Raw genomic sequence first — 25,980 nt, forward strand, 5'->3', positions numbered from 1 at the left:
GTGGGGGTTCCGCACGGGCGCACTTGGCGCCAGCATCGCGCCCATGACAGAGATCACCCAGCTGCTGACGGCCCTGGCGTCCGGCGAGACCGAGGCGCGAGACCGCCTCTACACCCTGCTCTACCCCGAGCTCAAGCGCCTGGCAAGAAGTCATCTCGCCGGCCACGCCCCGATGACGCTGGAGCCGGCGGCACTGATCCATGAGGTCTGGCTGAAGAGTGCGGGGCCGATCCCGAAGGAAGCCGCGCAGCACCGCGCGCAATTCTTCGCCCATGCCAGCAAGGTCATGCGCAGCGTCATCATCGACCACGTTCGCGAGCGCCACGCCGACAAGCGCGGCGGCGGGCAGGCCGAGGTGACGCTGTCGACGGCCGCGCTGGAGCAGATCGCACCGCCCGATGTGCTCAAGCTCGACGACGTGCTGCAGATGCTGGAGCGCGCCGACGGCCGCGCCCACCAGGTCGTGGAGATGCGCTTCTTCGGCGGCCTGGAGCTGGAGGAGATCGCCGAGCTGCTGGGCGTTTCGGTACCGACGATCAAGCGCGACTGGCGTAAAGCGCGGGCCTTCTTGTTCGACGCGTTGCAGGCGTGAACACGACCTATCAGGCCGGCGCGCTCGCCGCCTTCGATGAATGGCAGGACGCGACGCCGGCCGAACGTGAAGCCCTGCTGGCCGAGTTGCCGCCGGCGCAACGGGAGCGGCTGGAGGCCCTCATCAACGCTGACCGCGTGGCCGAAGAGCGCGGCTTTCTGGCCAAACCGGCGCAAGTACCGGGCGCTCCCGAACTGGCCGGCCAGGTGCTGGGCGCGTGGACCCTCGTCGCGCCGCTGGGCAGCGGCGGCATGGGCGAGGTCTGGCGCGCTCGGCGCAGCGATGGCGCCCACAGCGGCGAGGCGGCCATCAAGCTGCTGCACAGCCCCTGGCGCGGCGAGGGGAACCAGGCGCGCTTTCGCCGCGAGGGCGAGCTGCTGTCGCGGTTGACCCATCCACACATTGCCCGCCTGCTGGACATCGGCGAAGCCCTGGTCGGCGCGACGCGCACGCGCTATCTGGTGCTGGAGCTGGTGGAGGGCGAGCGCATCGATCGCTGGTGCGAGCTGCAGAACCTTCATGTGAACGAGCGGCTGCGGCTCTTTCTGCAGGTGTGCGACGCGGTGGCTCATGCGCATGCGCGCCTGGTCGTGCACCGCGATCTCAAGCCGGGCAACATCCTTGTCACCGCGGACGGCCAGGTGAAGCTGCTGGACTTCGGTGTCGCCAAGCTGCTTGTTGATGACACCGGCGCGGAGCTGACTGCGCAACTGCCTGCGGGCCTGACGCCTGAGTACGCCGCGCCTGAGCAGCTGCGCGGCGAGCCCGTCAGCACCGCCACCGATGTGTTTGCGCTGGGCCGCCTGCTGTGCCTGCTGCTGACCGGCCAGCGTGAGCCTGCGGCCACACTGCGCGGCGACCTCGCCTTGATCCTCGGCCGCGCGCTGAAGGAGCGCCCCGACGAGCGCTATGCCGGCGCCAGCGCACTGGCCGACGACGTGCGCCGCCATCTCGAGCACCGCCCCATCCTCGCGCGGCCCGACTCGCTGGCCTACAGAAGCGCCAAGTTCGCGCGCCGCTACCGGCTGCAGCTGGTCGCGCTGAGCCTGGTGCTGGCCAGCCTGCTGGCCGGCATGGCCACCACCGCCTGGCAATGGCGCGAGGCCGCGCGAGAAGCCGAACGCACTCGCCGCGTGCAAAGCGTGTTGACCGAGCTGCTCGCCGGCCTCAGCCCCGACGCCTCCGGCAGCGCGACGGTGCCGATGATCGAGCTGCTCAGGCGCAGCTGGGCCGAAGCCAAGCGACGGCTGGGCGATGACCCGGCCATGCTGGCCGAAGTGGCCCGGCCACTGGGGCTGCTGCTGAACCAATCCGGCGACATGCCCCTGGCGGCCGAAGCGCTGTCGCTCGCGCACGCCCAGTTGCGGGGCCGCGGCGAGATGGGTCGCGATGTCGCCTTCGAGCTCGCCAATGCCCGCAGCCGCCTGGGCCAGACCGACGATGCGCGCGCGCTGCTGACGGGGTTGGTGCCCGCGCTGCCGGCCCAGGACGACGCGGTGGCCTTGTCCGCCCTCGCCCATCTCGGCGAGATGGCGATGGAGGCTGGCCGACTCGACGAGGCGCAGTCGTTGCTGGCGCGGGCCGAGCAAGGGGTTCGCGAGCGTTTCGGCACGCACCATGAGCGCTATCGGCGCGTGGCCGATGCGATGTCCAGCCTCGCCCGGGCCCAGGGGCGCTGGGACGATGCGCGGCGCTGGCTGCAAGCCCTCGTCGATGCCAGCGAAGGCGCGGGGCGGCTGATCGCCGCCCAGGCCCGGATGGCCGTCGCGACGATGGAGGTCGAGCTGGGGCACCACGTCGCGGCACTACCCTTGCTGCGCGCCAGCGTGCAGGAGCTGCAGGAAGTGCTGGGACCGGCCGACCTCAACACCGTCTCGACGCGCACCTGGCTGGCCACCGCGCTGTTCCACGCCGGCCGACCCGACGAGGCGGCGCGCGAAGCGGAGCTGGCGTTGGCGCAGGCCCGCAGCGGCGGCGAAGCCCAGGCGACCGCCGTCGTGGGGCTGGTGGCAGCACGCCAGCAATTGCGTCGTGGCGAGCCGGCCGCGGCCGAGGCGCGGATGCGCCCGCTGCTGGCCACCCTGCAGGAGGCGGGCCACCCGGCGGCGGAGCGCGCCCGCGCGCTGCTCGGCGAGGCGGCGCTGCGCCAGGGGCGCACGACCGAGGCCGTCGCGATGCTGACGCAGGCCGAGGCCGCCCAGCGTACGCGCCTGGGGCTGCAGGACACTGATCGCTGGCCGACGCTGGCGCTGCTGGGGCTGGCCCATGAAAGCGCCGGCCGCATCGAACCGGCTCGCGCCGCCTATCACGAGGCCCTGGCGCTGGCCGAGGCCGGCCTGCCGCCGGGCCACCCGGACCGCCTGCGGCTGAAGGCGCTCGTCGCGCTCGTCGCGCTCGGTGACGGCCACGACGCACGCGCCGCGCTGCAGGCCTACGCGGATGCGCTGGCCGATCGTGCTGACGCCGTGGTCATGCGCATCCGGCTGTCGCAATTGCTATCGTCCACATCCCGCCCGGCGCCGCCGGGCCTGGCCCTGCTGGACTTCTGACGGAGGACTGCGATGAAGCTTCTCGACTCGATGCTGGCCACGGCCTGCCTGGGCGCCGCGCTCGCGGCGCACGCCGCTGATGTGGCACCGGCCACCGGCACCCCGGCGGCCAAGGCCGCCAGCTCACCGGCGGTGAAGGCTGCCACCCCGCCCGGCGGCGCGCCCGTCGCCGGTGGCAGCGGTGGTGGCGCCGCGACCGATGGCAGCAATACCGGCACCCAGGTCAAACCCAAGCTGCCCAAGTGCCCCGACCCGGCCAACACCGCCTGCCCGGCGGTGAAGGTGCCAGTCAGCAAGTAGTGGCCGCGGAGTTGCGGGCCGAGCGCCGGGCCACCCCCTAGCCGGCCCGCCCTTGGCGATGTGCTTGCGGCTCGATGCCGCAAGCATCGTCGTCCCCTCGGGGGACCGGTCACGTCGCCCGCGTTCGGCGCGGCGGGCGTGGACGAGGGGCCCCGTTTCAGCCCTTCGTCACCACCAGGGTGACCTCGTACTTGCCGCCATCTCCCACGATGGTCAGCGTCTTGCTCTTGGGGCCGGCGGCCACGTCGAGCAGGTTGGTGCTGAGCACGAACTCCTGGGTCGTGCCGACGCGGTCGTCGAAGTTGGGGAAGCCGGTGGGAATGCCGAGCGCGCCGTGGATGTCGGCCTTCAGCTTGCTCACGCGCTGAGCCCGCGTCATGCCGGCAGAGGCCGCCAGCGAGCTGACGACGGCGCCCTTGGTCAGTTCGCGCGCCGTGCCAGGCTTGCCATCGTCGTGCTCCATCATCGACACGAGGATGACGGCATTGGCCGGGTTGGCGATGGCCTTGGCCTGGCCCGACGGGCCCCAGGCGTTGCGGCGCCAGATGATGAAGGGCATGTCGCTCGGGTTGATGCCCGGCTGCAGCGGCTGGGTGCTGCGGGATTCGCCCTCGTCGACGTCGCCCCACGGGCCGTAGAGCGTGACTTCGGCGTTGGGCAGGATCGGGTTGGTCAGGTCGACGGCGGTGACGAGCACATAGGGCTCGTCCGAGCCGACCTCGTCGGTCTCGATCTTGCATTTGATGCTCTTCAGGGCGATGGTGACGGGCAATGCGGCCATGATGGTTCTCCGATAGAGGTGGGGCACGGCAACACGCCGGGCCTGTCATCAAGGACGCAAGTGCGCCCCGCCAGGGATCACAAGCGCGATGTGAAAACTACCGCCGGGATAGCCGCCGGGCCTGCTGACAACCGGTGACACGGGCGGCGCCGACGATGGCTTCATTACTACCTAGCGGAGACCACCATGCAACCCGATTGCCTCATCCTCTACGTGCACAGCCCTGCCGAGAGCGTGCTTTTCTATCGCTCGTTGCTGGGCCGCGAGCCCGTCGAGCAGAGCCCGAACTTCGCGATGTTCATGCTCAATGACAAGACCATGCTCGGCCTCTGGGCCGCGCATGACGTGCAACCGGGCAGCGGCCAGCGCGGCGGCGGCGCCGAGATCGGCATCACGGTCGCTACCGACAACGAGGTGAACGCCGCCGTCGCCGCCTGGAAGGCCTCGGGCTGGCCGGTGCTGCAGGTGCCGACGGCGATGGACTTCGGCTTCACGGCAGTCACCGCAGACCCGGACGGCCACCGGGTGCGGGTGTTCAGGCCGACGCAGGGTTGAGCAGCCCCTCAGTCGCGCGCCGCAGACGGCGCGACGGCGGCGCCCTCGATGCGGTGGCGTTCCAACGACCTCGCGACGAAGCCTGAGGCCTTGGCCTGTTCCACGAAGGCGGCGAGAAAATGCGCACCGACCGCCTTGCCCCTGGCCATGCCCATGGCCTGGTTGATGACCATGAAGCGCCCGGGCAAGAGCCTCAGGCCCGGCAAGCGCTTGGCGTCGGCTTCCAACTGCTGCTTCACACCGGCGGCCACGTCGAGCTGGTGCGCCAGGAAAAAGCTGACCACCTCGGGTGAGGTCGGTGCGCGCTCGATCGTCGCCGCCTTGAGTTCGCGTGTCAGGTAGAGGTCGTAGGCGCTGCGTGCGCCGACGGCGACACGCGTGCCTGCGCGATCCACGTCCTCATTGGCCTGCAGCGGCGAATCGTTGCGCACGAGGTAGGCGCCCTCGATCTGCACGTAAGCAGCCGAATAGGCGGTGGACGCGGCCCGCGCGGGATCGATGGCGAAGAAGCCCACGTCCACGCGGCCGGTGGCCAGAGCATCCACCGCTTCGCCCGCGGACTTCACCACCATCAACTCAGCCTGGACGCCCAGCTGCCGTGCCAGCTCACGCGCCAGGTCGACCGACACACCCGAGGCTTCGCCGGTGCTGGGGTCGCGGTTCGCCAGGATGGGATTGCCCAGATTGATGACGGCGCGCAGCCGGCTGGTGGGTGCCAGTTGGGCGATTGCTTCGGGAGCGGGTGTTGGCATGGCGGCGCACGCGGCAAGAATGGGCAGGAGCAGGATGCACAACGCATTCAGCGCGCGACGGTCCACAGCAGTTGAGGTGTTGATGCCTGCGCTCATGGCTGGCTAGCCTACACGTCAGCGACGCTGGGGTTTGTTCTATCTGGCACCCTCGCCTGGCGCCCCCAATTCCGCTCCATGTTCTTCTTCATGCACCCCAGGCCCGTCGTGGACCGTCGGCCCGTGGCGGAGCAATCCGTCCAGGTGAAGGCGCCGACGCTGCCGGCGTTGACCGCGCTGGCCAAAGCACCGTGGGGCGAAGCGCCGCGCCAGGTCAGTGCTGACGAGCCCGCCTCGCTTCAGCGCGTGCGCCGCGGCTTGCTCTTGCCGCGCAGCTGAGCGCCGGCGCTGGCGTTGCCGCGCGTCGCCGGCTTGTCGGCGGCTGGCTTGGCGGGTTTGACCAGGCCGGTCGCCGCAGACACGGCCACGGTCTGGTACTCGGCGGCGTATTGCTTGCGCATGCGCACCATCTCGCGCTGGTACTTGCCGGCGAGCTGCTGCTTCTTCGTGTCTGACAGCAGGCGGCCGGCGACGTGGAAGAACTTGGACTCCTCTTCTTTCAGGTGGTGGCGCACCTTGAAGCTGAGTTCCTTGGCGGTCGCAATCCAGCCATCCTGCTGCTTGTTGCGCACCGACAGGTCTTCGAGCAGCTCGTCCACCTGGTGGTGCTCATGCAGCGCATGCCGCGAGGCATCAAGGCCTCCATCCTCCATCAGCAGCGGCACGTAGAGGAAGCGCTCCTCGGCCGCCGCGTGTGCCATCAGCTCGACCTTCAACTGCAGGAACAGCAACTGGCGCGCGGCCATGTCGCCGCGTGACGCGGTGAGCTTGCGGCACAGATCGCGTTGCAGGTCGTGGCTTTCGCGGATGGCGTCGAAGATCATGCGGTTGTCCCCAGAGGCCACGGGTTGCGGCGGCGCCATTGTTGATGGGCGGCGGGGCGGCGCCTGTCGGACGGAGCCGCTTCGGCTCAGGCCGCTGCGAAGCGCCGCGCCGGGTCGTAGGGGAACACATCATGCACATGCCCCGCCAGGATGCGCTCCTTGTGGCTCTGCCAGAAGCCCGCGTCCAGCAGGTCCGCGTGGTGGCGCATGAAGCACTCACGCACCTGCGGGTTGCCGAGCAGAAAGGGGCCGAAGGTTTCCGGGAAGACATCCTTGGGCCCGACGGCGTACCAGACCTCGCCTGACATTTCCTCCTCCTCGTTGCGCGGCTCGGGCACGCGGCGGAAGTTGCAGTCGGTCAGGTATTCGATCTCGTCGTAGTCGTAGAACACCACCTTGCCGTGGCGGGTCACACCGAAGTTCTTCCACAGCATGTCGCCGGGGAAGATGTTGGCGGCCACCAGGTCCTTGATGGCGTTGCCGTACTCGATGACGACGCGCTCCACCTGCTCGGGCGTAGCGTCCTGCAGGTAGATATTGAGCGGCACCATGCGGCGCTCGATGTAGGCGTGGCGGATGACGAGGTCGTCGCCATTCTCTTCAATGAGGCTCCCGCAGAAGTGCTTCAACTCATCGAGGAGCTCTTCCTCGAAGCGATGCCGCGGGAAGGCCACCCGCGTGTACTCCAGCGTGTCGGCCATGCGGCCGACCCGGTCGTGGCTTTTCACGAGCAGGTATTTGCTCTGGATGAGCTCGCGCGTGGTGTCTTTCTGCGGTGGGTAGAAGTCCTTGATGACCTTGAAGACGAAGGGCCAGCTCGGCAGGTCGAACACCAGCATGACCATGCCCTTGATGCCAGGCGCGATGCGGAACTTGTCCGAGGAATGGCGCAGGTGGTACAGGAAGTCGCGGTAGAAAAGGTTCTTGCCCTGCTTCTGCAGGCCCAGCGCCGAATAGATCTCGGAGCGTGGCTTCCTGGGCATCATGGAGCGCAGGAATTGCACATACGCACTCGGCACCTCCATGTCGACGAGGAAGTAAGCGCGGGCGAAGCTGAACAGGATCAGCAGATCGTCTTCGCCGAACAGCGCCGCGTCGATGAAGAAGCGCCCGCCGTCGTCGTCACGCAGGATGGGCAGGGCGAACGGCGTCTCTGTAAAGCCGTTGATGATCTTGCCAACGACATAGGCGCCCTTGTTCCGGTAGAACAGGCTGGACAGCACCTGCAGTTGAAAGTTGGCGCGCCGGCGGAATTCACCGAGGCGTTGCGTGACGGCAGCCAGCACGTGGTCGACGTCGGCGTCGAGATAGGCGAACTCGCCGTTCAGCTGGAAGTTGGTGATGACACGCTGGAGGGTCTCGCGCAGCTTGTCGGGCGCCGGGTAGTAGGCGCGGTAGGTGGGGGTCGCTCCGGGCTCGTCGTTCTCGATGTACTCGGTCGAGATGGCCGGGCGCACAAAGATGAAGTCGTTGTGGAAATAGGCGTGGTGCAGGATGCGCGTGCACACCGAGTTGAAGAAAGTCTCGGCGAGTTCGGGCTGGCGGTGGTTGGTCAGCAGGCCGATGTAGTGCAGCTTGACCTGTTGCCAGACTTCCATGGCCAGCGTCGACGCCGAAAAGCGCGCCTCCAGCAGCTCGCTGGCCTCGGCAACGCGGGCGTCGTAGAACTCGATGCGCAGGGCCTGGGCACGCTGCTGGCCCTGCCAGTCGCCATGCTCGAAGCGCGCCTTGGCCTCGGCCGAGGTGGCGCGGAAGAGCTTGTAGTGGCGATCGAAACCGCCCAGCAGGGCCTGGGCGATGTCGAAGGCGCGCGAGTCCGTGAGCTGGGTCGGGAACATGCCCCGACTCTATTCAGGCCACTGTGGCGTAGCGCGCCTTGACGCGCTCCAACGCACGGCGGTAGGACGGCTCCACGTCCTCGGCCTTGGTGGCCGTGAGCTGCAGATCCTCCAGCAGGCCGTTGTGCAGGCCATAGACCCAGCCATGCACGACGATCTCCTGGCCACGCTGCCAGGCGTCCTGCACCACCGTCGTCTGGCAGGCATTGCGCGCCTGCTCCAGCACGTTCAGCTCGCACAGCGCATCCACGCGCCGGGCTTGCGGCAGGCCTTCCAGCCAGCTCAAGTGGTCGTTGCGCACATCCTGCACGTGGCGGATCCAGTTGTCGGCCAGACCCGTGCGGATGTCGTAGAGCGCCGCGCGCACGCCACCGCAATTGCTGTGGCCGACGACGATGATGTGGCGCACCTTGAGCTGGTCCACCGCGAACTGCATGACGGACAGGCAATTCAGGTCCGAATGCACGACGACGTTGGCGACGTTGCGATGCACGAACAGCTCGCCCGGCAGCAGGTCCACCAGCTCATTGGCCGGCACGCGGCTGTCGGCGCAGCCTATCCAAAGATATTGCGGCGTCTGCTGCTTGAGCAGGCTGGAGAAGAAGCCCGGCTCGCGGGCCTCGGTGTCAGCGGCCCAGCGCTTGTTGTTGTCGAGCAGATCCTGCAGTTCGTGGTTGGTCGTCGTCATGCTGGCATTGTCGCAATGGCGAGTTACATCGTCTCCGCAAACAGCTCGCGGCCAATCAGCATGCGGCGGATTTCACTGGTGCCCGCGCCAATCTCATAGAGCTTCGCGTCACGCCAGAGCCGGCCCAGCGGGTATTCGTTGATGTAGCCGTTGCCACCGAAGATCTGCACGCCTTCGCCGGCCATCCAGGTCGCCTTCTCGGCCGTCCACAGAATGACGGAGGCGCAGTCCTTGCGCACCTGGCGCACATGCTCGGCGCCCAGCATGTCGAGGTTCTTGGCCACCGTGTAGGCAAAGCTGCGCGCGGCCTGCAGCACGGTGTACATGTCAGCGACCTTGCCCTGGATGAGCTGGAACTCGCCGATGCTCTGGCCGAACTGCTTGCGGTCGTGGATGTAGGGCACGACGTTGTCCATGACGCTCTGCATGATGCCCAGCGGCCCGCCGGTCAGCACGGCGCGCTCGTAGTCCAGGCCCGACATCAGCACCTTGGCGCCGCCGTTCACAGCACCCAGCACGTTTTCGGCCGGCACTTCGACGTCCTGGAACACCAACTCGCCGGTATGCGAGCCACGCATGCCCAGCTTGTCGAGCTTCTGTGCGATGGAAAAGCCCTTCATGCCCTTCTCGATCAGAAAGGCCGTCACGCCGCGTGCGCCCAGCTCCGGCTCGGTCTTGGCGTAGACCACCAGCGTGTCGGCGTCGGGGCCGTTGGTGATCCACATCTTGTTGCCATTGAGCAGGTAGACGCCGCCCTTGTCCTCGGCCTTGAGCTTCATGCTCAGCACGTCAGATCCCGCGCCCGGTTCGCTCATCGCCAGCGCGCCGACATGCTCGCCGCTGATCAGCTTGGGCAGGTACTTGGCGCGCTGCGCGGCGTTGCCGTTGCGCTTGATCTGGTTCACGCACAGGTTGCTGTGCGCGCCGTAGGACAGGCCCACCGAGGCGCTGGCGCGGCTGATCTCTTCCATGGCCACCATGTGGGCCAGATAGCCCATGTTGGCGCCGCCGTATTCCTCGGGCACGGTGATGCCCAGCACGCCCAGGTCGCCCATCTTGCGCCACAGGTCCATCGGGAACTGGTCGCTCTTGTCGATCTCGGCCGCGCGGGGCGCGATCTCTTCGTCGGCGAAGGCGCGCACCGCGTCGCGCAGCGCATCGATGTCTTCGCCGAGCTGAAAGTTGAGGCCGGGCAGGTTCATTCGGGTCTCCTGGTCCGCCCTGTCAGTGCCCGCTCGTGCCGGGCCTGCAGGGCAGGTTAATTGACGTAAACGTCAACTGTAGCAAGCGCGTCCGGATCAACCCGCTGCGTCGGCAGGCTGCGGCAGCAGCCGGCGCACCAGCGGGTGGCTGATCTTCTTGTCCGTGCCCACCGCGTAGAACTGCTCGACGACGCCCTCGGCAGCGCCGACGTTCACCAACCCATAGCGGCCCGTCAGTGCGTCGTCCACCGCGGTGGCGGCTGGGAACACGCCCAGGCCCTCGCTGCCGAAGGTGGCCAGCAGCGCGCTGTCCTCGAACTCGCCAGTGATCCGCGGGCGCAGGCCGAGGTCGGTCAGCCAGTGGTCCAGCCGCGGGCGCAAGGCCGCGTGCGAGGTGGGCAGCAGCAGCGGCACGTCGGCCAGCGAGGCGGGGAAGTCGCGCGCCGCCGCGGCCGCCCAGCGCGGGTGGGCATACCAGGCCACCGGCGAGCTGCCGAGTGAATGGCTGTAAACGCGCAGATTCGGGTTGGCCGGCGCCGGCCGGTCGGCCAGCACCACGTCGAGCCGGTGCAGGGCGAGGTCGCCCAGCAGGTCGTCGAACTCGTCCTCGTGGCAAAGCAGGCGCAGTTGCGGCGTATCGAGGATGGGCGCGAGCAGGCGCTGCGCGACGAGCTTGGGCAAGCCGTCGGAGATGCCCACGGCCAGGCGCACCGTCGGCGCGGTGGCGGCATCCCGCACCCGCTCGGGCAGGGTCTCGCCGATCTGGAAGATCTGCTCGGCCTGCTCCAGCGCCGCGATGCCGGCTTCGGTCAGCGTCAGGCCGCGGCCGGCCGGCTTGAGCAGGGCCGCACCGAGGGCCTGCTCAAGCTCACGCACCTGGGTCGAGACGGTCTGCACCGACAGCCCCAGCTTCTCAGCGGCCCGCGTCAACCCGCCCTCCTTGGCAACGGCCCAGAAGTAGTAGAGGTGGCGGTAACTGAAGCTCAGGCTCATGGCGATTCAGCAAGTAATCACGAAGAAACGTTTCGCGATTCTCTGCTTTTATTTGGTGTCTTGCCTACGTACCCTGCCCGTGTTCTTTCAAACCGGAGGTCTGCCATGCAAACCCGCCCCATCGCCATTGCCATGCCCCACGGCGGCGCCCTCGACCGCGGCACCGCCCATCGGGTGCTGCGCAACACCTATGCCCTGCTGTCGATGACGCTGCTGTTCAGCGCCGCCGTCGCCGCTGCGGCCGTCGCCTTCAACCTGCCAGCGCCCGGCATCATCCTGACGCTGGTAGCCTACTTCGGCCTGCTGTTCGGCATCCACAAGCTGAAGAACCGCGGCGCCGCCGTCGGCCTCGTCTTCGCGCTCACCGGTTTCATGGGTTGGACGCTCGGCCCGCTGCTGACGCGCACGCTGTCTCTGCCCGGCGGCGCCCAGACCATCATGTTGGCCCTCGGCGCGACGGGCGCCGTCTTCCTGGCGTTGTCGGCCTATGCGACGACAACCAAGCGTGACCTGTCGTGGATGGGCGGCTTTCTGTTCGCCGGCATGGTCGTCGCCGTGCTTGCAGGCCTGGCAGCGATCTTCTTCCAGATCCCCGCACTGGCACTGACGGTCTCGGCCGTCGTGGCCCTACTGTCGGCTGGCCTGATCCTGTTCGAGACCCAGCAGATCGTGAACGGCGGCGAGACCAACTACGTGCTCGCCACCGTCAGCCTGTTCGTGTCCATCTTCAATCTGTTCACGAGCCTGCTGCATCTGTTCGGCTTCGCAGGTTCGGATGACTGAGGCCGGACCGAGGACAGCGCCTGCGCGCTGTCCGACGCTTGCCGAAGGCCAGGCGCCATGCAGGGCGGCTGGCATGACGATCAGGGCTGCTTGCTGAGCAGCCAGCGATAGAGGCCGATGCCGATGCCGGCAAAGGCCAGCAAGCCCAGCACCTGGCCCGCCGTCGCGAAGCTGTCGCCCACCAGGGCCAGCGGCGCGCCGTTGCCGGAGAACACGACGACGGCCGCAAGCACCACGCCGAGCAGGCTCTCGCCGACGATGAGGCCGGAGGCCAGCAGCACGCCGAGCTGCTTTGTGGCTTCTGGATCGCGCTTGTAGGAAGCGCGGCGGTCGAACCACCAGCCGGCCACGGCGCCGACGACGATCATCAGCGTGCTGTTCATCGGCAGGTAGATGCCCAGGCCGACGGCCAGCGGCGCGCAATGCGCCTTGCCGCCGGTCGCACGCTTCAATACCTCGTCCACGGCAATGGTGGCGACGCCGATCAGCACGCCAATGCCGATGAGGTTCCAGTTCAGGTCACCTTGGATGACCCCCTTGGCCAGCGCCGAGATCAGCGCGGCCTGGGGCGCAGCGAGGGCCTTCTTGGGGTCGACACCCGGCGCGCCAGCGAAGCCATAAGCCTGGTTCAGCAGGTCCAGCACCGGCGGGATGACGATGGCGCCGGCCACGACACCGATGATCAGCGCCACCTGCTGGCGCCAGGGCGTGGCGTCAACGAGCTGGCCGGTCTTCAGGTCCTGCAGGTTGTCGTTGGAGATGGTCGCCACGGCGAACACGACGGCCGTGACGAACAGTGCGAAGGCCACCAAGGCCTGGCCCGTGGAGGCCGGCAGCATGGGCTTGACGACCAGGGCCAGCAGCAGCGACACGCCGATGACGACGAGGATGCCGACGCCCGACAGAGGGCTGTTCGACGAGCCGATCAAGCCGGCCATGTAACCGCAGACCGCGGCGACGAAGAAGCTCATCAGCACGACATAGACGACACCGCCAACGACGAGCAGGCCAAGCTGGTCGCCCAGGCCTGCGGACGTGGCGAAGCTGGACAGCATGAAGCCGATCGGCAGCATGCAGGCCAGCGTGATGAGGCCGACGGTGCCGATGGGGATGTCCTGCTCGTTGCGCGGCAATGTGTCGGCCTTGCCGGCCTTGCGCACGCGGGCCGACATCGCGGCCGAGTGCAGGCCGGCAACGACCGGCTTGGCCAGCTTGACCAGCGTCCAGATGGCGGCCACGGCGATGCAGCCGGCGCCGATGAAGCGCACCTTCTTGCTCCAGGCAAACAGTGCGACCGCTTCTGCGGCGCCGTCGACACCGGACGTCAGGATGGGCACGCCACCCAACCAGGCGATGCAGGCGCCGACAAGGATGGCCACACCCACCCACAGGCCGACCAGGTGGCCCACGGCCAGCAGGGCGAAGCTGAAGTTCAGGTCATAGCCTGTTGTGGGCCCACTGCCGCTCTTCTCGCCGCCGGGCAGCCGGAAGTACTGCGCCAGATTGGCCGCGAAGAGCTGGGTGGCGACGACGATGCTGAAGCCGGCCGACACGACGGTGCCGGCCACGATGGCGGCCAGGCCCTGGCGGTTGGCCTCGCCGCTGTCGCTGGCGTGGCCGCACTTGAGCACCTCGGCGCAGGCCACGCCCTCCGGATAGGGCAGTGGCGAGTTGGTCACCAGCGCCCGGCGCAGCGGGATGGAATACATGACGCCCAGCACGCCGCCCAGCGCGCACAGCGTGGTCGACATCCAGTACGGGAAGCCCGTCCACCAGCCGATCATGACGAGGCCGGGCAGCACGAAGATGATGGACGACAGCGTGCCCGCCGACGAGGCGATCGTTTGCACGATGTTGGTCTCGCCGATGGAGTTGCCCGCGGCGCGGCGCAGCAAAGCCATCGAGATGACGGCGGCCGGGATGGAGGTCGCGAAGGTTAGGCCGGCCTTGAGGCCGAAGTAGACGTTGGCAGCCGTGAAGACCAGGGTGATGAGAATGCCCAGGACGATGCCGCGGGCGGTCAGTTCGGTCCCGAGCGGCGCGGGTGAGGCGTTGGTGGTCACGGGCTGAAGGCGGGAGTTTGAGATGGGGGCGGATCATGCCCCCATTCGCCGGCCGGCCGGACCGGGTTCCCCCGCGTTCAGCAGGGCTTGACGCCGTTGACCGCCAGCAGCACCGAGTAGACCGAGCTCGTCGCGCAGATGAAGAGCCGGTTGCGCTTGGGGCCGCCGAAGACGAGGTTGGACACTCGCTCGGGCATGCGAATGCGGCCGATCAGCGTGCCGTCCGCCTCATGGCAGTGGATGGCGCGGCCAGCACTGGTCCAGATGCGGCCTGCGGTATCGCAGCGAAAGCCGTCGTAGAAACCGGTGTCGCAGCTGATGAAGACCTCACCGCCGCTCAAGGCGCCGTCGGCGTCCACGGCGAAGCGGCGCATCGTGCCGACGTCCAGGCCGGTGTCGGCGACGTAGAGCCAGCGCTCGTCGGGCGAGAACGCCAGGCCGTTGGGGTGGGTCATCGTGTCGACCACCACGCGCAGCTCGCCGGTGTCCGGTTGAAGCCGGTAGACATAGCAGCCCGCCTGCTCCTGCGGCGAGCGGATGCCTTCGTAGTCGTCCACGATGCCGTAGGGCGGGTCGGTGAACCAGATGCTGCCGTCGGACTTCACGACCACGTCATTGGGGCTGTTGAGCCGTTTGCCTTCATGGTGCGAGGCCAGCACCGTCAGCGAGCCGTCGTGCTCGGTGCGCACGACGCGCCGGCCGCCATGCTCGCAGCTGACGAGGCGCCCTTGCCGGTCCAGCGTGTGGCCGTTGGTATAGCCCGAGGGCTTGCGGAACTCGGCGACGTGGCCGGTCACCTCGCACCAGCTCAGCATGCGCTCGTTGGGGATGTCGCTCCACAGCAGGCGGCGCTGGGCGGGGATATAGACCGGCCCCTCGGTCCAGCGGCAGCCGCTGGCCAGGCGCTCCAGCCGGGCGCTCTTGCGGAAGCAGTCCTCGAAGCGCGCGTCCAGCACTTCGAACTCGGTGGGTTCGCTGGGAATCTCGAAACTCATCTCGTGTCGTCCTTTCATTGGAAGAACGACATCGTCCGGCGACGGGCCCGTCGCTGGGCGGCGTTGCAGGGCGCGCGAATGCCGCTTCGCGGCGATTTCAGTCCGCCAGCGGCAGCCCGGCGTCGGCCTTGCACTCGTCCAGCACGAAGACCGAGCGGAATTTGCGGATGTTGGCGTCGTCGAAGAACAGCTCGCGCGTCAGCGCCTCGAACTCGGCCACGTCGCGGCAGCGCATCAGCAGCAGGAAATCGCTGTCGCCCGCCACATAGAAGCATTGCTGCACGCGCGGCTCGGCGGCCATGCGGCGCTTGAAGCCGTCGATGACGGCCTTGCGGCTGGCCTCGCGCAGCTCCACCTCCACCCACACCGCCAGGCCGTAACCCAGCGCCGCCACATCCAGCACCAGGCGCTCGCCGCGGATGACGCCGGCGTCGCGCAGCCAGCGGATGCGCCGCTGCACGGCCGTGACCGACAGGCCGATGGCGGTGGCGATGCGCTCGGCCGGCTGGCGCGGGTCGCCCTGCAAGCGGCCGAGGATTTGCCGATCAAATTTGTCGAGATCAGGTGCGGACTCCGTCATGGCCAAGCACCATACCCGGACGCTCAATTGACGTTAACGTCAATTGGCGACCTAGAATCCGGCCCGAGCAAGGAGACAGCCATGACCGACCTCTCTAGCGACTACAAAGCGCTGGCCGAGTACCGCCCGACCCACAAGGTCCGTTTCGTCACCGCCGCCAGCCTGTTTGACGGGCATGACGCCGCCATCAACATCATGCGGCGCATCCTGCAGGGCATGGGCACCGAGGTCATCCACCTCGGGCACAACCGCTCGGTGGACGAAGTCGTCACCGCGGCGTTGCAGGAGGATGCTCAGGGCATCGCCATCAGCTCCTACCAGGGCGGCCACGTCGAGTACTTCAAGTACATGGTGCAGTTGCTGAAGGAACGCGGCGGCGAGCACATCCAGGTCTTCGGCGGCGGCGGCGGCGTCATCGTGCCGGCCGAGATCCGCGAGCTGGCCGAACATGGCGTGCGCATCTTCAGCCCGGAGGACGGCCAGCGCATGGGCCTGCAAGGCATGATCGGCGAGATGGTCATGAAGGCCGACCAGGACTTCAGCGTCTATGCGCCGCAGAACCTGTCGGCCATCACCGGCCACTCGGAAGCGGCCTGGCGGTCGCTGGCCCAGCTGCTGACGGCGCTGGAGAACGGCAAGGCCGATGCGGGCATCGTCGACGCGCTACGAGACCAGGCCAAGAGCATGAAGACGCCGGTGCTCGGTATCACCGGCACCGGTGGCGCCGGCAAGTCCAGCCTGACCGACGAGTTGATCCGCCGCCTGCGCCTCGACCAGGGCGACGCCCTGCGCGTGGCGCTGATCTCCATCGACCCGTCACGCCGCAAGAGCGGTGGCGCGCTGCTGGGTGACCGCATCCGCATGAACGCCATCTCGCCCTGGGGCCAGGGTGCGCGCGTCTTCATGCGCTCGCTGGCCACGCGTGACTTCGGCAGCGAAATCTCGCCCGCCCTGCCCGACGTCATCGCCGCGGCCAAGGTGGCGGGCTTCGACCTCGTCATCGTCGAGACGAGCGGCATCGGCCAGGGCGACGCGGCCATCGTGCCACTGGTCAATGTGCCCATGTACGTCATGACGCCCGAGTTCGGCGCCGCCAGCCAGCTCGAGAAGATCGACATGCTGGACTTCGCCGAGTTCGTCGCCATCAACAAGTTCGATCGCAAGGGCTCCCTTGATGCCCTGCGCGATGTCAGCAAGCAGGTGCAGCGCAACCGCGAAGCCTTCACGGTGATGCCGGACACCATGCCGGTGTTCGGCACCATGGCCAGCCGCTTCAACGACGACGGCGTGACGGCGCTGTATCAAGCCCTGAAGCTGCGCCTGGCCGACCTCGGCATCCCCTTCAGCGAAGGCCGCCTGCCGCGCGTCGACACCCGCCACAGCACGCACCAGACCCCCATCGTCCCGGCCGCGCGCGTGCGCTACCTGGCCGACATCAGCGACACCGTGCGCGCCTACAAGGCCCGCGCCCGCAAGCAGGCGACGCTGGCCCGCGAGATCCAGCAGCTGGAAGCCAGCCGCGCCATGCTGGAGGCCGCCAACCCCGACAAGAATGGCGCCCGCACCGCGCTGGGCGACCTCGCCGAGCAGCGCAAGGCCAAGCTCGACGGGGACGCCCGCCAGTTGCTGCAGCAGTGGCCCGACATGGTCAAGGCGTACGCCGGCGACGAGTACGTCGTGAAGATCCGCGACAAGGAGATCCGCACCGCGCTGGTCACGCAAAGTCTGTCCGGCACCAAGATCCGCAAGGTCGTGCTGCCCGGCTACGAGTGCCACGGCGAGCTGCTGAAGTGGCTGATGCTGGAGAACGTGCCCGGTAGCTTCCCCTATGCGGCCGGCGTGTTCGCGTTCAAGCGCGAGGGCGAGGACCCGACGCGCATGTTCGCGGGCGAAGGCGATGCCTTCCGCACCAACCGCCGCTTCAAGCTGGTGTCTGAGGGCATGCCCGCCAAGCGACTGTCCACGGCCTTCGACTCCGTGACGCTGTACGGCGCCGACCCCGCACCGCGGCCCGACATCTACGGCAAGGTCGGCAACTCCGGCGTGAGCATCGCGACGCTGGACGACATGAAGGTGCTGTACGACGGCTTCGACCTGTGCAGCCCGACGACCTCGGTGTCCATGACCATCAACGGCCCGGCGCCGTCGATCCTGGCCATGTTCATGAACACGGCCATCGACCAGAACCTGGCCAAGTTCAAGGCCGACAACGGCCGCGAGCCCACCGCCGACGAAGCCGCCAAGATCAAGGACTGGGTGCTGGCCAATGTGCGCGGCACGGTGCAGGCCGACATCCTGAAGGAAGACCAGGGCCAGAACACCTGCATCTTCTCGACCGAGTTCTCGCTGAAGGTGATGGGCGACATCGCCGAGTACTTCGTGCACCACAACGTGCGCAATTTCTACTCGGTGTCGATCAGCGGCTATCACATCGCCGAAGCCGGTGCGAACCCGATCAGCCAGCTCGCGCTCACACTCTCGAACGGCTTCACCTTCGTGGAGGCGTATCTGGCTCGCGGCATGCACATCGACGACTTCGCGCCCAATCTGTCGTTCTTCTTCAGCAACGGCATGGACCCGGAGTACACGGTGCTGGGCCGCGTCGCCCGCCGCATCTGGGCCGTCGCCATGCGCGACCGCTACGGCGCCAACGAGCGCTCACAGAAGCTGAAGTACCACGTGCAGACCTCCGGCCGCAGCCTGCACGCGCAGGAGATCGCCTTCAACGACATCCGCACGACGCTGCAGGCGCTGATCGCCGTCTACGACAACTGCAACTCGCTGCACACCAACGCCTACGACGAGGCGATCACGACGCCCACGGACGAGAGCGTGCGCCGCGCGATGGCCATCCAGCTCGTCATCAACCGCGAGTGGGGTTTGGCCAAGAACGAGAACCCGTCGCAGGGCGCCTTCATCATCGACGAGCTGACGGAGCTGGTCGAAGAGGCGGTGCTGACGGAGTTCGAACGCATCAGCGAACGCGGCGGTGTGCTCGGCGCCATGGAGACGGGCTACCAGCGTGGCCGCATCCAGGAAGAGTCGATGCATTACGAGATGCTCAAGCACACTGGCGAGTACCCCATCATCGGCGTCAACACCTTCCGCAACCCCAATGGGGAGACGGTGCCGGAGCACATCGAACTGGCACGCTCGACGGACGAAGAGAAGCAGTCGCAGCTGACGCGCCTGGCCGAATTTCAGGACCGCCACGCCGCCGAGTCGCCGGCCATGCTGGCCCGCCTTCAGCAGGCCGTCATCGAGAACCGGAATGTGTTCGACGTGCTGATGGAAGCCGTGCGCGTGTGCTCGCTGGGCCAGATCACCGGCGCGCTGTTCGAGGTCGGCGGCCAGTACCGCCGCAGCATGTAGGGCTTACAGCCCGCGGCAGCGCTGCTCGAAGGCAGCGGCCAGGCGCTCAAGATCCCCGCGCTCACCTGCCGTCATCTCGGCCTCACGGGCGCGCCGGGCGCGCAGGCTGTTGCGCAGTTCGACGCATTGCGCGAACTCGCGCTCCTGCCGCGCCTTGGCCTGAGCCAGCGCGCGGCGCTCCTGCAGCGAGCGGTTGCGCACGTCCTCCATCAATTGGTTGACCTTCTCATTGGCGTCCTGCTCTTCGGCATAGCAGTCGCGCTGGTAACGGTAGTCCAGCTGCTGGCGCGTGGACTCGTCGGCGCCACCATCGCTGCCGGCCTGGTTCAACTGCTCGCGCAGGCGCAGGCAGCGCGGGCTCATGAACTGGCTGGCTTCTGGCGCCTTGGGACCCAGGCGCGCGATCTGCGTGGAATCGGCTTCAGGGCAGGGTCGGTCGCTGAAGGCCGTGGTGCCGTCGGGCTTGCGGCATTTATAGACACCCGCGCCTTCGGCCCTGGCCATGCCCGTCAGTGCCAGCACGGCCAACGCGGCCCAGGCCAGGCGGGCCGGGGTCACAGCTTCTGCTCCCGGTCGCCGCCATTGCTGTAGCGGCGCTTGTAGCGGGACTTCTCGAGGTATTCACGCGCCGTCAGGCCGTCGGCATTGCGTGCGGCCTTGGGTGCGCCCGCGGCGAGCAGGGTGTCGACGATGGCGTCAGAATTGCCGACGGCGGCCAGGTGCAGGGGCGTGTTGCCCTGGCGGTCCTGCGTGAAGACCGAGGCCTGCAGGCGAATCAGTTCGGCCACCGCGTCATGCCGCCCTTCCTCGACGGCCCAGTGCAGGGCCGTGCGCCCCTGGCCGTCCAGCGCGTTGATGTCAGCGCCGGCCGACACCAGCGGGCCGATGGACTTGAGCGCCGCGTAATGGATGGGCAGGCGACCACCGATGTCGGGCGAGTTGATGTTCAGCCCCCGGCTGGTCAGGAACACCAGCGCCTGGGCATCAGCGCCGTTGCGCGCCGCCAGGTGCATGACGCCGACATGATCGGGCGTCTCCTGCCTGGGGTCGAGCTTGAGCTCTTCGATGAAGAATTTCAGCCGGTCCAGCGTCGGCTTGGCGGCGGCCTGCTGCAGCAGCGTGCCCTTGTCCAGCGCGCCGACGTTACGGGGCTCGGCCCCATGGTTGGCGATCCAGCGCAGCGCCGGCAGGCTGCCAGTGCCCGCGTTGTCGTAGAGCAGGCGGTTCAGCCCGACGGCGCCCACGCGTTTGGCCGTCTTGTCGATGTCGATCATGCCGCTGGCGTCGGCCATGCCGTTCATCAGCATCATCTCGCGCAGTTCGGGCCCGAGGCCGGCGACGTCCTGGGTGCTGCGCCGCGCCATGCTGCACCAGGTCAGCAGCGAAATGATGACCACCAAGGCCGCTGCTCGCAGACCGATCCCCAGCCAATTGATGCCATCCCGCTCCACTGCTTCCCCCTGCTTTTCTAGGCGGGGCGGATTGTGCAGCAGCACTTTTTCAAACCAGGGCGCCAGACTCGATGCTGCCCCCTAGACTCCCCCGAAAGCGGGGTCAGCGCGCCTGCACGACCCGGTCCCGCCCTGCGCGCTTGGCCTCGTAGAGGGCCGCGTCCGCACGGCTGAACAGCGCCTCGGGCGCCTCGTCGGGCGCGAGGGCCTGGGCCACGCCGACGCTGACCGTCACGGTCAGCGGGCCGGCCGCTGTCTCGAAGGGCTGGCCGCCGATGGCCTCGCGCAGCCGCTCACCCAGGCGCAGCTCGCCGCCGGCCTCAGGCTTGAGCCAGATGACGGCGAATTCCTCGCCGCCCAGGCGCACCGCCAGATCCAATGGCCGCAAGGTGTCGTGCAGGCGGGCGCCAATGCCACTGAGCACGGCGTCGCCCACCGCGTGGCCGTGCGTGTCGTTGATGCGCTTGAAGTGATCCACGTCCAGCAGGGCCAGCACCGGCGGATGCTCGACGCCGCGCTGCAGCAGCCGGCGCAGGCGCTCGTCAAAGCCACGCCGGTTCAGCAGTCCGGTCAGCACGTCGATCTCGATGAGGCGCTCGATCTGGCGCAGCGCACGGTCCTGCAACAGCAGCAGCATGGCCAGGGCCTGGCCGATGAGCAGGGCGATGACGGCGAACAGGCCCATCGAGTTGTATTGCACCAGCTCGGCCCGCGTTTGGGCGATCAGGGGCGACACGGCCAGGCCGCGCGCCACTTCGATGATCGCGCTGATGATCAGGTCGGCCGCCAGCAGGCCCAGCGGAAAGCCGCGCTGCGCGCGCCAGGCCTGCAGGGCGGCATGGGCGGCGGGCATGGTCAGCACGGCCGAGACCAGCATCGTCAACGTGATCGAGGGCCAGAACTGCCCCGTCCAGGCCGTCAGCGCGAAGGAGCCGATGCAGGACAGGCCCGTGAGCACCAGCGGCCAGCGGCAGCACAGCGGCAGGCCGAGGTAGACGCGCAGGCCGAGCAGCACCATCAGCGCGGACAGCAGGCTGCCGAGATGGCCCACCGCCCAGAAGGTGCGCGGTGCGCCCATGGCGATGAGGGCCACGCGCGCCGCCTGGGTCAGCGCCGCGGCAGCAAAGGCACCGGCCCAGAACCACAGCGCGCGCTCGCCCTTCAGATGCCAGGCGCCGCCAAGCGTGGCCAGGGCCAGCATCGTCGTGACGAGCTGGAAGACGCGCAGCAGCGTGTCGGCGTGCAGGGGTTCCATCGTGAGATTGGTTCAGCCTCGACGAGGCACGATGCCTGCATCGCGTGGCCGCCGTGATGCGCGCCACGAGCGCGCCGTGATTGATCTCACGGAAGTCAGCGCGCCTGCAGGCTCTGCATGGCGGCCTTGACGCGCAGCAGCATGGGCGAGGCGCCGGTCACCTTGGCATCGAAAGGGTGCAAGCGCTGGCCGCCGGTGGCCGCCATGATCTTGCGTACGTACAGCCGCGTCTCGGCATAGGGCGGCACGCCGAGGTAGCGGTCCACGGCCCTCTCGCCGGCGTTGTAGGCCGCCACGGCCAGCATCACGTCGCCCTCGAAATAGGCCAGCAGCCAGCGCAGATAGGCCATGCCGCCGCGGATGTTCTGGGACGGGTCGCGCAGCCGGATGACATTGAAACGCGTCGCCGTCTCGGGCAGCAGCTGCATCAGGCCCTGAGCCCGCTTGGGCGACTCGGCCAGCGGGTCGAAGTTGGACTCGGTGGCCATGACCGCCAGCACCAGCGCCGGCGCGAGCTGGTATTCGGGCGCCAGCAGCTTCACGTAGTTGACGATGGCCGGCGGAGCGTTCTGGGGCAGCGGCAGCGTCGCCCACAGCGACAGCGGCTTGGCATTGCGCGCAGCGGGTGGCAGGGCAGCGACAGCCACCGGCAGGTCGGTCTCGGGCGGGCGCAGGCAGGGCGGCGGGTCGCCCAGGGGGGTGCCGCCCATGCGCTCGAGCATGTTCTGCGCCTGCTCCATGCCTTGCTCGGCCGCGGCGGCGAACAGGTGGGCGGCTTCGGCATCGTTGCGCTGGATGCCGCGCGCATTCGTCAGCATCCAGCCCAGGCTGAACTGAGCCTCGGCATCGCCATAGCGGGCGGCGCGGCAGTAGAGCTTGGCGGCGGCCACCTCGTCGCGCCTGACGCCGTCGCCGTATTCCAGCGCCTTGGCCTCCTGGCGCCAGCGCTCGACCTGCGCCGGCACCACCGGACCGCGTTCGCCCGGGGGCATCGTGGGGCGCGGCAGTTGCTCCAGCGTCAGCGACGGCAGCTGGGCCCAGCTCGACGAAGCGGCGAACAACAGGGGCAGCAGCAGGCGTCGCAAGGGTCAGTCCGGAGGGGAGGTGCGGGGGCCGGAAGTCTAGACTGGAAGAATGTGTCAGCCCCTCGCCCAGTCCTGCTCCGGCTGAACGCCGGCAGGCCTGGTCGGTCTTGCAGACCGCGCAGCCGCCAGAGCGGCTGCTCTTCGGCAGGCACGCCAAGTCCACAGGACTTGCCGTGTCCGGCCTCAGCCCCCGAGGGGGCGGCGATGCTTGCGGCGTCAAGCCGCAAGCATCGCCAGACGGGCCGGCTCGGGAGCGGCCCAGCGCTCGGCCCGGAATACCCGAATCATTTGGCGAGAACCGCGAATGCTGAACGGAAAACTGCCATGAACAAGACTCGCCTCGAAGCCTTCAGCGATGGCGTCATCGCCATCATCATCACCATCATGGTGCTGGAGCTGAAGGTGCCTCACGGTACCGACTGGGAGGCCCTCAAGCCGCTGTGGCCGGTCTTCCTGTCCTATGTGCTGAGCTTCGTCTACGTCGGCATCTACTGGAACAACCACCACCATCTGCTGCATGCCGTGCACAAAATCAGCGGCGGCGTGCTCTGGCCCAATCTGCACCTGCTGTTCTGGCTCTCGCTGCTGCCCTTTGCCACCGGCTGGATGGGCGAGAACCATTTTGCGCCGCTGCCAGTGGCTGTCTATGGCGGCGTGCTCGTCATGGCCGCCTTGGCCTACATACTGCTGCAACGGGCCCTGATCTGCATCCCCGGCAACAACACCGTGCTGGCCCAGGCGCTGGGCAAGGACTGGAAGGGCAAGATCTCGGCAGTCATCTACCTGGTGTCCATCGCGCTGGCCTTCGTGCACGTCGGCCTGTCACTGGCGGGCTACGCCATCGCCGCGGCGCTGTGGCTGATCCCGGACCGGCGCATCGAGCACCACTTGAACAGGAGTGAGTGAAATGCCCACCCTCGATCCGCGCATCGACACCTACCTGGCAAGCGTGCCCGAGTTCGCCCGGCCCATCCTGACGCGGCTGCGCGAGGACGTGCACGCAGCCTGCCCCGATGTCGTCGAGACCATCAAGTGGAGCCGGCCGCACTTCACGCTGGATGGCAAGCTGCTTTGCGGCATGTCGGCCTTCAAGGCGCATTGCACCTTCGGCTTCTGGGAACGCGAGGGCGCGACACCCGGACAGCCCGGTGCCATGGGCGATCTCGGCCGCATCACGACCCTGGCCGACCTGCCTAGCCGCACCGAGTTGCGCAAGCAGATCAAGGCCGCTGCCGCATTGCTGCGGGCCGGCGCGCCGCGCGCCGCAAAACCCAACCGCGAGCCGCGGCCCCAGCTCGAGATGCCCGACGACTTCGCCGCGGCGCTGAGCAAGGTCAAGGCGGCCAAGCAGCACTACGACGCCTTCGCGCCCAGCAAGCAGCGCGACTACCTCGAATGGGTGCTGGAGGCCAAGCGCGAGGACACACGCACCAAGCGCATCGCCCAGGCGGTGGAGTGGATCGCTGACGGCAAATCACGCAACTGGAAGTACGAGAGCTGCTAGAGACCTTCACCGGTTTCTGATGCCGCCGTGCAAGCCATGTCTGCGCTTCAATGGCTCGCAGGTGGCGAGGTCCCTTTTCCGGCCTGCTGGACTTGCAGCAGCGACTTCCAGCGGGCTGGCCGTTCATCGCGTTTGCGATAGAAGAGGTACTGCACTTCCGCTGGACGTTCACTCTCGCCGCAAACCTGCTGGCACGACACCCTGAGCACCTGGATACCGCCCAAGGCCGGCACGGTCCAGTTCATGAATTGCTTCTCCGGCAGGCTCTCCTGCGGCGGCCCCAGTTGATCGACGATCTGCCGTATCGACGATTCACGATAGTCCAGATTCCATTGCGCGGGCACCTTCGAGGCCTCGTCTTCGTGGTTGGCCAGCAGGTAAGGTAGACCTACACAGAAGGCTGCAACAGCAATGGCGATGGGGATTCGGGTTAACTTTGGCATGGGGCTGAATTGCTGGTGCAGCTTATGCCAATGCGGCCAGCCCATCGGTGCTTGCGAATTGCCTCGGAACGAAAGGCGTTTCAGCCCACCACCGACTGAAGAGTTGAATTGCGCATCCAGTCGTCGGCCACGACGACGCGGTTGCGGCCTTTCTGCTTGGCCTGGTAGAGGGCCTTGTCGGCCAGGTGCATCAGCGTTTCGGGCGTGTCGCTCTTGGCCGCTTCGGCAACGCCCGCCGACAGCGTCACGCGCAGTGGCATGCCGCCGTCGCCCTGCAGTTCCAGCGCCTCCACGGCCAGGCGCACCTGCTCGGCCAGATGTTTGGCGCCGGCGGCACCGGTGGCAGGCAGCACGAGGCCGAACTCCTCGCCGCCCAGGCGCCCGAGCACGTCGGAGCCGCGCAACCGCGAGCGCGTGCAGGCCGCGACGGCCTTCAGCACCTGGTCGCCCACGGCATGACCGTGCTGATCGTTGACGCGCTTGAAGTGGTCCAGGTCCAGCATGACGAAGCCGACCGGCTGGCCCTCGCGGCGGCCACGCTCCATCGCATGCGCCAGCAGCGACACCGTCGTGTTGTGGTTCACGGCACCGGTCAGGCCGTCGACGCTGGCGAGCTTGCGCATCTGGCTGGCCATACGCTCGAAATTCGCCAGCACGAAGCCGAAGCCCGCCGCCAGCATCGCCATGAAGGCCAGCATGAAGATGGCGCCGCTCCAGGCCTGCCAGGGCTCGGCGTCGGCCGGCGCGGCACGCAGCCACCAGGCGGCAAAGCCCACGCGCAGCCACAGCGCCAGGCTGGCCAGCAGCAACATCAGTGAGACGGCGCGAAAACTCGTCTCGCCGCGCCAGCCCAGCCGCAGCGACGCGAGGGTGGCCGGCAGCAGCAGCGCCCCCATGGCCGCCGACATCGCGCCAGCGCGCACCGGCTGCGACACGTCCAGCACCGCCGGCACGGCCAAGGCCGCAAGCAGCAGCAACCCGTGGTGCCAAGCCGGCAGGCCGCGGTTCAGCAGATGCCGCGATACCGCTGCCGCGAAACCAGCGAGGCCCGCCATCAGCAGCCAGTTGCCGCCCAGCAGTACAGCCCAGCCAGGCAGCCAGGGCTGCAGCGCAAAGAAGGCAAAGCCAAAGCTGAAGGCCAGCCCCGCCCAACCCAGGCGCTTGAGCTCGCCGCGGCTGAGTGCCCCGCGCCCAGCCATCCACAGCTGCAGCGTCAGCAGCCCGTATCCGAGCACGAGCATCAGCACCAGGGTGGGGATGTGCAGCGACATGCGCGAGC

General features: G+C 68.0%; 25 protein-coding genes. 9 read left to right on the forward strand and 16 right to left on the reverse strand.

Features of this window, described 5'->3' with window-relative positions:
* Positions 1–43 precede the first annotated feature (43 nt).
* Genes ACXJKJ_RS06385 through ACXJKJ_RS06395 form a run of 3 tightly spaced genes read left to right on the forward strand, consistent with a single transcriptional unit; the run spans position 44 to position 3,441 of the window.
* The gene (locus tag ACXJKJ_RS06385; protein ID WP_457389511.1) at positions 44–592 is read left to right on the forward strand and encodes an ECF-type sigma factor; all 549 of its coding nucleotides are present in this window, start codon (positions 44–46) and stop codon (positions 590–592) included.
* Positions 589–3,141: a protein kinase domain-containing protein gene (locus tag ACXJKJ_RS06390; protein ID WP_457389512.1), complete on the forward strand. Its 2,553-nt coding sequence runs from the start codon at positions 589–591 to the stop codon at positions 3,139–3,141. Before ACXJKJ_RS06385 ends, ACXJKJ_RS06390 begins: the two co-directional genes overlap by 4 nt.
* A 12-nt stretch (positions 3,142–3,153) precedes the next feature.
* Positions 3,154–3,441: a hypothetical protein gene (locus tag ACXJKJ_RS06395; RefSeq protein ID WP_457389513.1), complete on the forward strand. Its 288-nt coding sequence runs from the start codon at positions 3,154–3,156 to the stop codon at positions 3,439–3,441.
* A 157-nt stretch (positions 3,442–3,598) separates the two neighbouring features.
* On the opposite strand, the gene ACXJKJ_RS06400 is transcribed toward ACXJKJ_RS06395, so the two are convergent.
* Entirely contained in the window at positions 3,599–4,222 is a 624-nt protein-coding gene (locus tag ACXJKJ_RS06400; protein WP_056204918.1) for a hypothetical protein, read from the reverse strand.
* Between the two features lie 186 nt (positions 4,223–4,408).
* Here ACXJKJ_RS06400 and ACXJKJ_RS06405 point away from each other — a divergent pair, with 186 nt between their 5' ends.
* Positions 4,409–4,777 (forward strand): VOC family protein, encoded by a 369-nt coding sequence (locus tag ACXJKJ_RS06405; protein ID WP_457389514.1) that lies wholly within the window; start codon positions 4,409–4,411, stop codon positions 4,775–4,777.
* A gap of 8 nt (positions 4,778–4,785) precedes the next feature.
* Here the strand turns inward: ACXJKJ_RS06405 and ACXJKJ_RS06410 are convergent, their stop codons facing one another.
* A complete protein-coding gene (locus tag ACXJKJ_RS06410; RefSeq protein ID WP_457324567.1) occupies positions 4,786–5,529 on the reverse strand; it encodes a transporter substrate-binding domain-containing protein in 744 nt (247 codons plus the stop codon).
* A gap of 174 nt (positions 5,530–5,703) precedes the next feature.
* On the opposite strand from ACXJKJ_RS06410, the gene ACXJKJ_RS06415 reads away from it, so the two are divergent.
* Positions 5,704–5,904 (forward strand): hypothetical protein, encoded by a 201-nt coding sequence (locus ACXJKJ_RS06415; RefSeq protein WP_457324566.1) that lies wholly within the window; start codon positions 5,704–5,706, stop codon positions 5,902–5,904.
* Here ACXJKJ_RS06415 and ACXJKJ_RS06420 read toward each other — a convergent pair.
* The 5 genes from ACXJKJ_RS06420 to ACXJKJ_RS06440 all read right to left on the reverse strand — a co-directional run bounded on the left by ACXJKJ_RS06420 (position 5,865) and on the right by ACXJKJ_RS06440 (position 11,170).
* Positions 5,865–6,449: a hemerythrin domain-containing protein gene (locus ACXJKJ_RS06420; RefSeq protein WP_082533072.1), complete on the reverse strand. Its 585-nt coding sequence runs from the start codon at positions 6,447–6,449 to the stop codon at positions 5,865–5,867. The genes ACXJKJ_RS06415 and ACXJKJ_RS06420 overlap by 40 nt on opposite strands.
* A gap of 86 nt (positions 6,450–6,535) precedes the next feature.
* The gene (aceK, locus tag ACXJKJ_RS06425) at positions 6,536–8,287 is read right to left on the reverse strand and encodes a bifunctional isocitrate dehydrogenase kinase/phosphatase (protein ID WP_457389515.1); all 1,752 of its coding nucleotides are present in this window, start codon (positions 8,285–8,287) and stop codon (positions 6,536–6,538) included.
* A 13-nt stretch (positions 8,288–8,300) separates the two neighbouring features.
* Positions 8,301–8,975 (reverse strand): carbonate dehydratase, encoded by a 675-nt coding sequence (gene can, locus ACXJKJ_RS06430; protein WP_457352457.1) that lies wholly within the window; start codon positions 8,973–8,975, stop codon positions 8,301–8,303.
* 23 nt (positions 8,976–8,998) lie between these two features.
* Positions 8,999–10,177 carry an isovaleryl-CoA dehydrogenase gene (locus ACXJKJ_RS06435; RefSeq protein ID WP_457389516.1) on the reverse strand — a complete coding sequence of 393 codons (1,179 nt, stop codon included), beginning with the start codon at positions 10,175–10,177 and terminating at the stop codon, positions 8,999–9,001.
* A gap of 96 nt (positions 10,178–10,273) precedes the next feature.
* Positions 10,274–11,170: a LysR family transcriptional regulator gene (locus tag ACXJKJ_RS06440; protein WP_056204927.1), complete on the reverse strand. Its 897-nt coding sequence runs from the start codon at positions 11,168–11,170 to the stop codon at positions 10,274–10,276.
* A 105-nt stretch (positions 11,171–11,275) separates the two neighbouring features.
* On the opposite strand from ACXJKJ_RS06440, the gene ACXJKJ_RS06445 reads away from it, so the two are divergent.
* The gene (locus ACXJKJ_RS06445) at positions 11,276–11,953 is read left to right on the forward strand and encodes a Bax inhibitor-1/YccA family protein (RefSeq protein WP_056204929.1); all 678 of its coding nucleotides are present in this window, start codon (positions 11,276–11,278) and stop codon (positions 11,951–11,953) included.
* An 80-nt stretch (positions 11,954–12,033) separates the two neighbouring features.
* Here ACXJKJ_RS06445 and ACXJKJ_RS06450 read toward each other — a convergent pair whose 3' ends face one another.
* The 3 genes from ACXJKJ_RS06450 to ACXJKJ_RS06460 all read right to left on the reverse strand — a co-directional run bounded on the left by ACXJKJ_RS06450 (position 12,034) and on the right by ACXJKJ_RS06460 (position 15,591).
* The gene (locus ACXJKJ_RS06450; RefSeq protein ID WP_457389517.1) at positions 12,034–14,016 is read right to left on the reverse strand and encodes an OPT family oligopeptide transporter; all 1,983 of its coding nucleotides are present in this window, start codon (positions 14,014–14,016) and stop codon (positions 12,034–12,036) included.
* Between the two features lie 77 nt (positions 14,017–14,093).
* Positions 14,094–15,011, reverse strand: a complete 918-nt coding sequence (locus ACXJKJ_RS06455; RefSeq protein ID WP_457389518.1) for an SMP-30/gluconolactonase/LRE family protein — start codon at positions 15,009–15,011, stop codon at positions 14,094–14,096.
* Between the two features lie 97 nt (positions 15,012–15,108).
* Positions 15,109–15,591 (reverse strand): Lrp/AsnC family transcriptional regulator, encoded by a 483-nt coding sequence (locus ACXJKJ_RS06460; protein ID WP_457389519.1) that lies wholly within the window; start codon positions 15,589–15,591, stop codon positions 15,109–15,111.
* 81 nt (positions 15,592–15,672) lie between these two features.
* Here ACXJKJ_RS06460 and icmF point away from each other — a divergent pair, with 81 nt between their 5' ends.
* The gene (gene icmF, locus ACXJKJ_RS06465) at positions 15,673–18,963 is read left to right on the forward strand and encodes a fused isobutyryl-CoA mutase/GTPase IcmF (RefSeq protein ID WP_457389520.1); all 3,291 of its coding nucleotides are present in this window, start codon (positions 15,673–15,675) and stop codon (positions 18,961–18,963) included.
* Positions 18,964–18,966: 3 nt separating this feature from the next.
* Here icmF and ACXJKJ_RS06470 read toward each other — a convergent pair whose 3' ends face one another.
* The 4 genes from ACXJKJ_RS06470 to ACXJKJ_RS06485 form a co-directional block, all read right to left on the reverse strand.
* Positions 18,967–19,521 carry a DUF4124 domain-containing protein gene (locus tag ACXJKJ_RS06470; protein WP_457322833.1) on the reverse strand — a complete coding sequence of 185 codons (555 nt, stop codon included), beginning with the start codon at positions 19,519–19,521 and terminating at the stop codon, positions 18,967–18,969.
* Positions 19,518–20,360, reverse strand: coding sequence for an ankyrin repeat domain-containing protein (locus ACXJKJ_RS06475; protein ID WP_235532126.1), 843 nt, complete (start codon positions 20,358–20,360; stop codon positions 19,518–19,520). The genes ACXJKJ_RS06470 and ACXJKJ_RS06475 overlap by 4 nt, the downstream gene beginning before the upstream one ends.
* A gap of 157 nt (positions 20,361–20,517) precedes the next feature.
* Positions 20,518–21,669 carry a GGDEF domain-containing protein gene (locus ACXJKJ_RS06480; RefSeq protein ID WP_457389522.1) on the reverse strand — a complete coding sequence of 384 codons (1,152 nt, stop codon included), beginning with the start codon at positions 21,667–21,669 and terminating at the stop codon, positions 20,518–20,520.
* 95 nt (positions 21,670–21,764) lie between these two features.
* The gene (locus ACXJKJ_RS06485) at positions 21,765–22,754 is read right to left on the reverse strand and encodes a transglycosylase SLT domain-containing protein (protein ID WP_457322831.1); all 990 of its coding nucleotides are present in this window, start codon (positions 22,752–22,754) and stop codon (positions 21,765–21,767) included.
* A 324-nt stretch (positions 22,755–23,078) separates the two neighbouring features.
* Between ACXJKJ_RS06485 and ACXJKJ_RS06490 the strand changes: the two genes are divergently transcribed.
* Together ACXJKJ_RS06490 and ACXJKJ_RS06495 are read left to right on the forward strand one after the other, a co-directional pair.
* Positions 23,079–23,660, forward strand: coding sequence for a TMEM175 family protein (locus tag ACXJKJ_RS06490; RefSeq protein ID WP_457352473.1), 582 nt, complete (start codon positions 23,079–23,081; stop codon positions 23,658–23,660).
* A gap of 1 nt (position 23,661) precedes the next feature.
* Positions 23,662–24,258, forward strand: a complete 597-nt coding sequence (locus tag ACXJKJ_RS06495) for a YdeI/OmpD-associated family protein (RefSeq protein WP_457389523.1) — start codon at positions 23,662–23,664, stop codon at positions 24,256–24,258.
* Between the two features lie 47 nt (positions 24,259–24,305).
* Here ACXJKJ_RS06495 and ACXJKJ_RS06500 read toward each other — a convergent pair whose 3' ends face one another.
* Positions 24,306–24,701 (reverse strand): hypothetical protein, encoded by a 396-nt coding sequence (locus tag ACXJKJ_RS06500; RefSeq protein WP_457389524.1) that lies wholly within the window; start codon positions 24,699–24,701, stop codon positions 24,306–24,308.
* 80 nt (positions 24,702–24,781) lie between these two features.
* Positions 24,782–25,972 carry a GGDEF domain-containing protein gene (locus tag ACXJKJ_RS06505; RefSeq protein WP_457389525.1) on the reverse strand — a complete coding sequence of 397 codons (1,191 nt, stop codon included), beginning with the start codon at positions 25,970–25,972 and terminating at the stop codon, positions 24,782–24,784.
* Positions 25,973–25,980 lie beyond the last annotated feature (8 nt).

The organism is Roseateles sp. P5_E1, from assembly GCF_054049335.1.

Excerpts from the sequence above, each read along its gene's own strand:
- ACXJKJ_RS06415 (WP_457324566.1), top strand. The coding sequence starts at position 5,704 with ATGTTCTTCTTCATGCACCCCAGGCCCGTCGTGGACCGTCGGCCCGTG.
- ACXJKJ_RS06500 (WP_457389524.1), bottom strand. The coding sequence starts at position 24,701 with ATGCCAAAGTTAACCCGAATCCCCATCGCCATTGCTGTTGCAGCCTTC.
- ACXJKJ_RS06490 (WP_457352473.1), top strand. The coding sequence starts at position 23,079 with ATGAACAAGACTCGCCTCGAAGCCTTCAGCGATGGCGTCATCGCCATC.
- ACXJKJ_RS06385 (WP_457389511.1), top strand. The coding sequence starts at position 44 with ATGACAGAGATCACCCAGCTGCTGACGGCCCTGGCGTCCGGCGAGACC.
- ACXJKJ_RS06420 (WP_082533072.1), bottom strand. The coding sequence starts at position 6,449 with ATGATCTTCGACGCCATCCGCGAAAGCCACGACCTGCAACGCGATCTG.
- ACXJKJ_RS06435 (WP_457389516.1), bottom strand. The coding sequence starts at position 10,177 with ATGAACCTGCCCGGCCTCAACTTTCAGCTCGGCGAAGACATCGATGCG.
- can (WP_457352457.1), bottom strand. The coding sequence starts at position 8,975 with ATGACGACGACCAACCACGAACTGCAGGATCTGCTCGACAACAACAAG.
- aceK (WP_457389515.1), bottom strand. The coding sequence starts at position 8,287 with ATGTTCCCGACCCAGCTCACGGACTCGCGCGCCTTCGACATCGCCCAG.
- ACXJKJ_RS06455 (WP_457389518.1), bottom strand. The coding sequence starts at position 15,011 with ATGAGTTTCGAGATTCCCAGCGAACCCACCGAGTTCGAAGTGCTGGAC.
- ACXJKJ_RS06445 (WP_056204929.1), top strand. The coding sequence starts at position 11,276 with ATGCAAACCCGCCCCATCGCCATTGCCATGCCCCACGGCGGCGCCCTC.
- ACXJKJ_RS06495 (WP_457389523.1), top strand. The coding sequence starts at position 23,662 with ATGCCCACCCTCGATCCGCGCATCGACACCTACCTGGCAAGCGTGCCC.
- ACXJKJ_RS06400 (WP_056204918.1), bottom strand. The coding sequence starts at position 4,222 with ATGGCCGCATTGCCCGTCACCATCGCCCTGAAGAGCATCAAATGCAAG.
- ACXJKJ_RS06505 (WP_457389525.1), bottom strand. The coding sequence starts at position 25,972 with ATGTCGCTGCACATCCCCACCCTGGTGCTGATGCTCGTGCTCGGATAC.
- ACXJKJ_RS06460 (WP_457389519.1), bottom strand. The coding sequence starts at position 15,591 with ATGACGGAGTCCGCACCTGATCTCGACAAATTTGATCGGCAAATCCTC.
- ACXJKJ_RS06395 (WP_457389513.1), top strand. The coding sequence starts at position 3,154 with ATGAAGCTTCTCGACTCGATGCTGGCCACGGCCTGCCTGGGCGCCGCG.
- ACXJKJ_RS06405 (WP_457389514.1), top strand. The coding sequence starts at position 4,409 with ATGCAACCCGATTGCCTCATCCTCTACGTGCACAGCCCTGCCGAGAGC.
- ACXJKJ_RS06480 (WP_457389522.1), bottom strand. The coding sequence starts at position 21,669 with ATGGAACCCCTGCACGCCGACACGCTGCTGCGCGTCTTCCAGCTCGTC.
- ACXJKJ_RS06410 (WP_457324567.1), bottom strand. The coding sequence starts at position 5,529 with ATGCCAACACCCGCTCCCGAAGCAATCGCCCAACTGGCACCCACCAGC.
- icmF (WP_457389520.1), top strand. The coding sequence starts at position 15,673 with ATGACCGACCTCTCTAGCGACTACAAAGCGCTGGCCGAGTACCGCCCG.
- ACXJKJ_RS06440 (WP_056204927.1), bottom strand. The coding sequence starts at position 11,170 with ATGAGCCTGAGCTTCAGTTACCGCCACCTCTACTACTTCTGGGCCGTT.